The organism is Paenibacillus sp. OV219 (genome assembly GCF_900110075.1).
Taxonomy (GTDB): domain Bacteria; phylum Bacillota; class Bacilli; order Paenibacillales; family Paenibacillaceae; genus Paenibacillus_Z.
Map to the genome: position 1 here is coordinate 41,571 of NZ_FOCJ01000018.1, position 9,750 is coordinate 51,320.

5 protein-coding genes, 1 rRNA gene and 1 other RNA gene are annotated in these 9,750 nt (G+C 50.7%); all 7 read left to right on the forward strand.

What is annotated here, in order from left to right; translation table 11 throughout:
* Window positions 1-106 precede the first annotated feature (106 nt).
* Window positions 107-343, forward strand: a complete 237-nt coding sequence (gene secG, locus BMY11_RS27455) for a preprotein translocase subunit SecG (RefSeq protein WP_090583484.1) — start codon at window positions 107-109, stop codon at window positions 341-343.
* A gap of 221 nt (window positions 344-564) precedes the next feature.
* The gene (rnr, locus tag BMY11_RS27460) at window positions 565-3,669 is read left to right on the forward strand and encodes a ribonuclease R (protein WP_090583486.1); all 3,105 of its coding nucleotides are present in this window, start codon (window positions 565-567) and stop codon (window positions 3,667-3,669) included.
* A gap of 89 nt (window positions 3,670-3,758) precedes the next feature.
* On the forward strand, window positions 3,759-4,241 hold the full coding sequence (gene smpB, locus BMY11_RS27465) for an SsrA-binding protein SmpB (RefSeq protein ID WP_090583488.1): 483 nt from the start codon (window positions 3,759-3,761) through the stop codon (window positions 4,239-4,241).
* Between the two features lie 211 nt (window positions 4,242-4,452).
* Window positions 4,453-4,817, forward strand: a transfer-messenger RNA (tmRNA) gene (gene ssrA / locus BMY11_RS27470).
* A gap of 232 nt (window positions 4,818-5,049) precedes the next feature.
* Complete coding sequence (locus BMY11_RS27475) at window positions 5,050-7,839, forward strand: outer membrane protein assembly factor BamB family protein (RefSeq protein ID WP_177182852.1); 2,790 nt, start codon at window positions 5,050-5,052, stop codon at window positions 7,837-7,839.
* 490 nt (window positions 7,840-8,329) lie between these two features.
* Complete coding sequence (locus tag BMY11_RS27480; protein WP_090583492.1) at window positions 8,330-9,307, forward strand: sugar phosphate isomerase/epimerase family protein; 978 nt, start codon at window positions 8,330-8,332, stop codon at window positions 9,305-9,307.
* Window positions 9,308-9,676: 369 nt separating this feature from the next.
* Window positions 9,677-9,750, forward strand: a 16S ribosomal RNA gene (locus BMY11_RS27485); the annotation flags it as partial.

The following is a 9,750-nucleotide window of genomic DNA, read 5'->3' on the forward strand; positions in this document are numbered from 1 at the left end:
CTTGCGACAAGGCAGCGGCAAACAAGCGAAAATGGCTGACGTCGTCCTTATGGCGGCATGAGCCAACGTTTCGACAAATTTGCTCCTTGTGCAGGAGGTGGAACTTATGGCAATTGCTTTTAAAATTGTGCTTATTATTTTTGCGCTTGCTCTAATCTCTGTTGTTCTTTTGCAGAAAGGTAAGAGCGCAGGGTTGTCGGGTGCTATTTCCGGCGGTGCTGAGCATTTGTTCGGCAAGACGAAGGCACGCGGACTCGATCTGTTCTTGCAACGTCTAACAATTGTGGTTGCAGCGGGCTTCTTTATTACAGCACTCGTTGTTGCATACTTGGTTAAAGTTTAATGATGAACGCAGAAAGCGGGCTTATGGCTCGCTTTTTTTGTTGCCTGCCTTTTATGGAATAATGTTACAGATTCGTGCTACAGGTGAAAAATGTTAATTTTGCGGGGTTGTCCGCGGATGCTGACCGCCCCTTTCGTGTATACTATATAGTATATGAGAATCTATCAACCGACGGCTGCACATGGGATTGACGGCATCGCGGTACATGAGGTGAGAAAGTTATGGTAATAGAGCAGCAGCTGCTGGCTTATATGCATGAACCGGCGTACAAGCCGATGACCTACCAAGAGCTTGATAAGCAGCTGGGCGGGGGAGGCAATGCGGAATCGTTCCGCAATTTCCTGGTGGTCTTGAATGAGCTGGAGAATGAAGGCAAGATTGTACGGAATTCCAGTGACCGCTATGGCCTTCCTGAACGAATGAATTTAGTGCGCGGGCGCATTCAAGCGCATGCAAAAGGCTTTGCCTTCCTCATTCCAGAGGATAAAACGCACGGGGATGTATATATTGGGGCGCATGATCTGACAAGTGCGATGAACGGAGATATCGTACTTGTGCGCGTGACATCTCGCAGCGAGAATGGCGGACGTATGGAAGGCGAAGTTATCCGCATCGTGGAGCGGGCGGTAACGCAGATCGTCGGGACCTTCCAGAATCACGAGTCGTATGGCTTCGTGCTGCCGGATGATAAACGGATTAATCGGGATATTTTTATTGCGAAGGACCATTTTCTCGGTGCGGTGACGGGACAGAAGGTTGTCGCGAAAATTTTGACCTATCCGGAAGGACGCTCGGCCGCAGAGGGCGAGATTGTTGAGGTGCTCGGTCATAAAGATGATCCAGGCATTGATATTCTGTCGATTATCCGCAAGCATCAGCTGCCGGAAAGCTTCCCGGTCGATGTGATGGCTGAGGCTGAAGCGGCTCCGGACTCCATCACGGAGGATGAGATTGTGCGCCAAGGGCGCCGCGATCTGCGCGACAAAGTAATCGTCACCATTGACGGCGAAGACGCGAAGGACCTCGACGATGCGGTCAATATTGAGCGCTTGGACAACGGCAACTATGTGCTTGGGGTCCATATCGCGGACGTCAGCTATTATGTAAAGGAGAACTCCTCTCTTGACCAAGAAGCGTACCGCCGCGGTTGCAGCGTATACTTGGTCGACCGGGTTATTCCAATGCTGCCGCACCGACTGTCGAACGGAATTTGTTCACTCAATCCTCAGGTAGATCGGCTGACGATGTCTTGTGAGATGGAATTTGATGGACAGACGCTGAAGCGTGTTCGTCATGATGTGTTCACAAGTGTCATTCGCACGAAAGAGCGGATGACCTATACGAATGTACGCAAAATCCTGCAGGGCGAAGATGAGGAAGTGACCGAGCGTTACGCCGATCTTGTCGATACGTTCAAGCTCATGGAGGAGCTTGCAACAAGGCTGCGCGGGAATCGAATGAAGCGCGGCGCGATTGACTTCGACTTCGTTGAGTCGAAGGTCATTGTCGATGAGACAGGCAAAGCGGTTGATATCGTCAAGCGTGAGCGTTCCATCGCAGAGTCTATTATTGAGGAATTCATGCTTGTAGCCAACGAGACGGTTGCGGAGCATTTCTACTGGTTGAAGGTGCCGTTCCTATATCGGACGCATGACAATCCAGACCAGGAGAAGCTGCTGAACTTTGTGCAGTTCGCGGCCAACTTCGGGTATACGATAAAAGGCAAAGGTGGCAGTGTCATTCATCCGCGTGCTTTGCAGACATTGCTCGAGGATGTGCGCGGTTCGAAGGAGCAGACCGTTATTTCAACGGTTATGCTGCGGTCGATGAAGCAGGCCAAGTACGATGCCGAGAGCCTCGGACACTTTGGGCTTGCAGCGGAGTTCTACTCGCACTTTACTTCGCCAATTCGGCGTTATCCCGATCTTATCATCCACCGCGTTATGCGCGAGGTGCTTGAGAACGGTGGAACGCTGCCGGATGCACGCCAGGAGTCACTGGCGGCGCGGATGCCGGATATTGCTCAGCAATCCTCGGAACGTGAGCGTCTCGCAGTTGAGGCGGAGCGGGATACAGAGAAGCTGAAGAAATGTGAATATATGCTCGACAAGGTCGGCGAGGAATTCGACGGCATCGTCAGCAGCGTAACGGGCTTCGGCATCTTCGTTGAGCTGCCGAGTACGGTTGAGGGACTTATTCGTCTGAGCGATCTCTCGGACGATTATTATCACTTCCACGAGCAGCACATGCTGCTCATCGGCGAGCGGACGTCGAAGACGTACCGAATCGGCGATGAAGTGCGCGTGCGCGTGGAGCGGGTGAATATGGAGGAGCATACGATTGATTTTGCGATGCTCAAGAATTTAAGCGCGGACGATGCGGATCGTGCCCGCGAGTACGGTTTGATCGGCCGCGGTGCAGGCGGCCGTGGCGGTGCGCGCGGCGGCGGTGGCCGCGAGCGTGGCGGTGCAGCCGCATCGGCGCGCAGCGGAGGCGGGCGCGGTGAGCGCGGAGGCCGCGCAGGCAATGGCGCGCGCGGCGGTAGCGATCGCGCGGGCGGTGGCGGTGCGCGTGGCGGAGCTGCAGCACCGGCGGCAGCGGCGCGCGAAGCGAGCGCGGGCGTGGGCCCGCGCGGCCGCGGCAAGCGGCGCGGCGGAGCGCCGAGCGCGGGCGAAGCCGCGCGGGGCGTGAGCGGCGCAGCAGGCGCAGCGGTGCCGGCGGCGGCGGAGCAGCGCAGCGGCGGTGGCCGCAGGCGCAAGGGCCGCGGTGGCAGCGGCGGCGAGAGCGGCGCAGCAGGCGCGGCGGCGATCGTGCCGGCGCAGCGCGCGAGCGATTCGCGTGCGTGGAAGCCGGAGGATGATTACAACATCGACCGGCTGCTCGGCAACGATCGAAGCGGCGGTGAATCCAGCAGTGGTGGGGATAATACTGGCGCCAGTGGTGGTGCTCGCAAAGTTCGCAAAGATATGTGGGGACTGCCGATTACGAATGCCGGCTCTTTGAAGGACTACGGTGAAGATCCGGATCAATCCTGGTCCTCTCGCGGTCGTGGCGAAGGCGGTAGACGCGGCGGTGGTCGAGGTGCTCGTCCTGCTGGCAATAGTGCCAGCCGTAATGGTGAAGGTGCCGGAACTGGCTCGCGCCGTAAGAATAAAAGCGGAACTGGCGGTGCTGCTTCGGCTCCGAAGCCTGCAATTGCTGAAGGTGCAAGCGGCAATAGCGGCGCCAACGCCAGCAATAACGGCGATGGCAGTGGCCTTGGCCAACGTAAAAAGAAGAAAAAAAGCAATTCCACCGCAGCATTCGTACGTAAGAATCGAGTGTAATTGATTTCATCATGTAAAGTTGCTACAATGGACTCCTAGCCAAGGTTAGGAGTCCGTTCATTTACGTGTTTTGGGGAGAGGTGAGAGGCATGGCAAGCAAGAAAAGTGACGGCAAACAGCTCGCACAGAATAAGAAGGCTTCCCATGACTATTTCATCGAGGAGACCTTCGAGGCGGGCATGGTGTTGATGGGAACGGAGATTAAGTCGCTGCGGATAGGAAGAGCTAACATTAGTGATGCATTCGCGACCATTCGTAACGGTGAGATTTTCATTCACAACCTGCACATTAGCCCATTCGATCAAGGGAACCGAAGCAACCCAGAGGATCCGACACGGACGCGCAAGCTGCTCATGCGTAAGACGCAGATTCATAAGCTGCTCGGCCAGTCGAAGCAAGAAGGCTACACGATTGTGCCGCTCAAGATCTATATTCGCAATGGTTACGCGAAGCTGCTGCTCGGCCTTGGTAAAGGTAAGAAGCAGTACGACAAGCGTGAATCCGCGGCGAAGAAGGATGCGCAGCGTGATATCCAGCGTGCACTGCGTGAGAAACAGAAGGTTGCTCGCTAAGGCTGCTCAGGTTGGAATGTAAGGCGATCGTCGCCAACACTTCCAACAACACGTTGTCTCATAGTGGCTGTATCTGTGTTATACTAAGTAAGCAATGAAGGAAAGAAACATGCTCACCTGATGTGATTGCCTTATTTGATAGATCGGCAGTTGCAGTCGACAGAGCGTCTTACCTGCTAAGCGGAACGTATGGAGCCGTTTATGCAATATTGGGGGCGTTTATGGATTCGACGGGGATAGTTCGAGCATGGGTTGCGGGTAGCAGGGAGTCGTCTGCTTCATCAACGCTAAAGCCAATTAAATGGCAAAACACAAAACAACTACGCTTTAGCAGCTTAATAACCTGTTAGCGTGCTCCTACCTAGCATCGCCCATGTGACTAGACTAGGGGCTAACATGTAGTGGGATACGCCGCTCGGTCTCCGCCTGGGGTCGACGGAAGAAGATAATCAGGCTGACCCAACGCGTAGTCGGTTACGGGACGACGCTCGGGTGACATCAATACCGTGACTACACCCGTAGAAGCCTGTGTGGCGTTGTCTTCGGACAGGGGTTCAAATCCCCTCGCCTCCACCAATATTATGTGAAGAGACACCTTAACGGGTGTCTTTTTGCGTTTCATAGGCTTGTTGAAACGTTTTGAAAGTAGACCACGAGCACCATATGAGGTACTTTTCATATTGGCCATATTTGCATATACGGATAATAACATAGACTTATAAGGTACAACTTGAGCGGATATTCCAGTAGAATATAAGTTTACGTATATTAATTCTGGGGATTGAGAGATTTAGAGGGGGATATGGAAATGAAAGGTTATTATAGTAAGCCGGTGTCACGGCTTAGACGCGTCATTATCAGATGTTTAACCTATCTGTTAATATGGCTCGTGGCAATGAATACGGTGGGGTTAAGCAGCTATAAGATTGCTCAAGCAGCAAATGAAGGGCCGTTGTTTACACAAGGTGCGGGGTATGAGCAAGGGGCTTACGATTTGCACGCGGTACAACCAACGTCGTTCAACTGGACAAGGCAATCGCGTTTCTCAGGGCCTGAAACGCCGACAATCAAGTGGTCGTTTGATAGCGGCGGATGGATTGACTCATCGCCGGCTATCGGTGCGGACGATACGATTTATTTCGGTAGCACATCAGGAGCATTCTTTGCAGTCAGTCCAAATGGGGAATTGAAGTGGAAATATGATTTTACCAGTGATGTGGAAATTCGCACCTCTCCCGTAATCGCGGCGGATGGTACGATTTATGTGGGAGTCATGCACGTAGGGCCAGGCCAACCAAATTTGTTCTGCACTAGTGGCAGCTGCACGAATGGATTGCTTGCTGCGCTTAGTCCGCAAGGCACGCTGAAGTGGTCGCTACCCATTCCGGAAGTTATTACGACGACATCACCGGTTATTGGGAAAGACGGCACGATCTACATAGGTTCCGGCAGTTATATCGATCCAGGTAAGTTATATGCAGTCAGCCCTGACGGTCAGATCAAGTGGTCCTCTTACCTGGCTAATCAGGAGGATGGCTTCGCCTCTGCGCCAGTTATATTTGCAGACGGTACGATTTTCGCTCAGGATGAGTTTATCAATCAGGCCGGTGAAAGGTTGGGGAACATGACATGGTCCTGGCCGACTTTTTCAAGTCCGGTGATCGCCCCTAACGGGACCTCCTATTTTGGAGATTATGGAAGCGAGTTGACCGCGTTCAGAACGGGAACTGGGTATGTTCGCCCGCAGTGGATGATCCTCTTAGTTGATTCGCCAACAGGGCCGCATAGGATTTCTGCTAGCCCAGCGCTAGGCAGCAACGGCGTGCTCTATATCGGTCATGAGGACGGTAGCCTATATTCGGTAAATCCGGTGGATGTTCCTACTGCCTCGCCAATTGCGATGACTGATAGTGATGGGAATTATATGTTTAATGCCTATTACTTCGGTGCCTTGCCCAAGAGCAAGGTAAACTGGTCTGTTCCTACGAGCGCTTGGTCAAACTCTCCGATTATAGGTAATGACGGCATCATCTACATGGGGAATAATGATGGGCAACTGGTGGCGGTAAATCCGGATGGTACTCAGAAATGGTCGATCCAAGCAGGAGATCATATCTACAACCAATCGATTGGCCGTAATCATAGGATTTACGTGGCGAGTGGTAATGTGTTGTATGCAATCGGCGACAAATCAGAGAATCCGCCAGAAGTAAAGCCATCCCCAGTTCCGGTCGAGCCCGGAAGGCCTAACGCGATTAAGCCAAAGGGCAAGATTATAGGGACGGCATTTGACGGTATTTCACAGCTTGTGCTGAAGGATAATGGAAACGTCTTTCGTATGCTTCCTTCCGGATTGGAACAAGTAAAGGAGTGGGCGAATACTGCGGCACTCATGACTGATGACTACCGTATAACAACGGATGGTCAGTTGATGCTAGGAAATGAGCTCATTTTATCGGATGTCGTTACATTCTCACATGGATATCAGACCTACGCTGCGTTGACAAAGGATGGGTCCGTGTGGGTGTGGGGTTTGAATATGTTAGAGAGCTGGCCTATACCTATTGATGTCCAATCACCGATTAAAGTGCCCACTATCAATAAAGCTGTTGGTGTAGCGGCAAGAAACACGGAGGTAGCCATACTGCTGGATGATGGCTCTGTATGGTCTTATCCTGGGGAGGAAAGTAATGGGTATGTGGAACTTGCAACAGGTATCATCTTACCTAATCCCGATCTCAAATTGAAGAGCAGCTTAGGTGTAACGGCCATTTATGGGGGGGCTTTCAACATTGCGGCCCAGAAAAAAGACGGCACAATCGTTTATTGGGGCGAATATTTGGATGACATCCCGCGTAATCGTGCAAATTTTGGTCTCGTCCGCATATTGAGGGGAATCACGAATGTGAATGACATCAAGATTGGATGGGGTTCGATGCTGCTTCTCAAAGAAGGGACGTTGTACACGTTTGGCCGCAGCTCCAATGGTCAGCTCGGGATTGCGACGACTAAACCGCAAATGACTGCTGTTCCAATTAAGGGACTGCCAGCAGGCCAAATAGTTACGATCGCAACGGATTTTTTCAGAAGTGCTGCGATTGGAAGGGACGGTTCGATCTGGCAGTGGGGGAACAACTTGTTCAGCACCGGCGCCGAAAGTATGACACCCATTAAAGTGACGAGCAAGACAGGTGTAACTTTCTACATAAATGACAAAATCGATTGGAATGCAATGCGGTTTTATAATCCTGTTCAATGGAATGGCTCCTATTATGTGCCGCTTTCCAGCATGTACTTAAAGTATGTCACGGCAAGCGATCTGAGTGCAGGTCTGTCGGGATTTTTGAACCCGCTCGGTATTAAGACCACCTTTGACAACAAATATACGGTGACAGCGAAGAAAGGCAGCACTACGGTCGTGTTCAACTTGAAGAGCTTGCAGAACAATACGATCAAAATCAATAATAAAGTGGTAAATGATAAGCTAGTCATCATTAATGAGAAATATTGCGTCCCGATCACGATATTAAAGCAAGCATTCGGAATGAAAGTTGCTGCCGATGCCGCCCATCATATTGTGAGGATCAATACGAAATAAGGTAATGGAATGAAATGGCGGATTGTGGGTTTACAAGACCACGGTTCGCCTCCACCAAACATGTGAAAGAGCACCTTATTGGGTGCTCTTTTGCTTTAATCAATGATATCTCCCCGCCAAAATTGTAAGTACATATCTCGCCCTTTAATAATAGTCGGTTAAGCTGGCCGTACCTGTACAGGTTCCGAGCGGCTCGACGATGGGCCGCTCCGGTTCGTGAGCAAAGCGTTAGATAACAATGTAGTCTGGGACGGTAATATGAGAACGATCACAATTAATAGTCACTAAGTAAGCGCACTAGGGTTATCTCAACTAGCTGTTAGCATACGGCTAAAGGGATAGCCCTTTAGTTTGTGTGGTCGCCTTTGATGCCGAATGCACGGATTGAAGTCTTGGCAGGAAACGGAAAACTAGCAGCGAATAGTCGTAGAATAACCGGAATAAAGGTTGGTAATCGCAATTAAATGCTAGACGGGATGAGGGAAGAAGCATGAAGAATAGAGGAATCGGAATCAGTCTAAATGCAGATATGGTAAATGGCGATTTGGCTGTGCTGGAGCAGCATCTGGGCTATATTGCTGATTCTGGCTGCGATTATGCCGAATTGATTATGCATGGACTTGACATCGTTATTAACGGACAAGTTCATCCGAAGCGTCTTGAACGCGTTCGCAGCGTACTGAGTAAATTCCGCCTTGGCTATACGTTGCACCTACCTTATGAATTGAATCTTATGTCTCTCGAGAAGGGAGAGGATTATTACCGTTGCTTCGAAGCGGGGATAGAATTGTCGGCGGCGATAGGCTGCGACATGATCGTGTATCATAGCTCATATGCCCAACTGACGGATAAAAACCTCGAGCATTACTATGAAAAATACGGGAAAATGTATCGGGAGAAGCTATACGCCATTTTGCTAGAGGAAGATGTGGAGCGTTTGCGTTCGCTTGGGAATAAAGCGCAGCAGCATGGCATTCAAATCGGTATAGAGAACAATATTTGGTATGATTTGAAATGTGATTATACCTATGGGCTGCGACCGCAGGATGTAGTCGAGCACGTTCGGCGGATCGGTCTGGATAATGTGGGGATAACGCTGGATATTGGCCATTGTTACTTGACCTCAATTGCGCACGGTTATGATTTCGAGCAGGCCATAGTAGATGCATTGCCTTTTGTGAAGCATCTGCATGTGCATAATAACTTCGGCAAGCTGAAGGATGCCGGGTCCTATATGAGCAATCTACCTTATGGCTATGGCGACCTTCATCTGCCAGTAGGCTGGGGTTCAATCCCGTACGCAGACGTGTTTCGCTGGATTGACGGCTACGAGGGGATTGTTAATATGGAGATCGAGTTCCGACTGTACCCGCATTTTCGTGAATCGGTAGAGGAAATGAAGCTCCTTATTGCCGGGATCCAAGATGATAATGTCGCAAAATCAGTCCAATCGGACCTTCTCCGCTGATTGTCGAGAAATTCCGTTATAGTCATTCTATTGATACGACCATATAAAGAACCAACCTTCTGGGTGGGTTCTTTTGCGTACATGCTCTTACGACGACCTGGACAGCTAGATAGCTCGAAAAGAAAAAACTTTATAATAATGCTTGCAATCTATTCGTGATTCATGATATATTCTAATTCCGGCCGAGAGGTTGGGACGAGAAATAAAGAATTTTGTTCCTTGAAAACTGAACAATGAGCGACCTGTCAAAAGGTCATAAAATACGTCAAAACGACGATCGCCATTTGGCGAAAGCGTTTCTGACGAGCTAGTTTTTTGAATGAGCTAACAAGCAAATTCATTTGGCGCAATGGCTTCGCCATTTCGCCTATTATGGAGAGTTTGATCCTGGCTCAGGACGAACGCTGGCGGCGTGCCTAATACATGCAAGTCGAGCGGATCTT

Excerpts from the sequence above, each read along its gene's own strand:
- secG (WP_090583484.1), top strand. The coding sequence starts at position 107 with ATGGCAATTGCTTTTAAAATTGTGCTTATTATTTTTGCGCTTGCTCTA.
- rnr (WP_090583486.1), top strand. The coding sequence starts at position 565 with ATGGTAATAGAGCAGCAGCTGCTGGCTTATATGCATGAACCGGCGTAC.
- smpB (WP_090583488.1), top strand. The coding sequence starts at position 3,759 with ATGGCAAGCAAGAAAAGTGACGGCAAACAGCTCGCACAGAATAAGAAG.
- BMY11_RS27475 (WP_177182852.1), top strand. The coding sequence starts at position 5,050 with ATGAAAGGTTATTATAGTAAGCCGGTGTCACGGCTTAGACGCGTCATT.
- BMY11_RS27480 (WP_090583492.1), top strand. The coding sequence starts at position 8,330 with ATGAAGAATAGAGGAATCGGAATCAGTCTAAATGCAGATATGGTAAAT.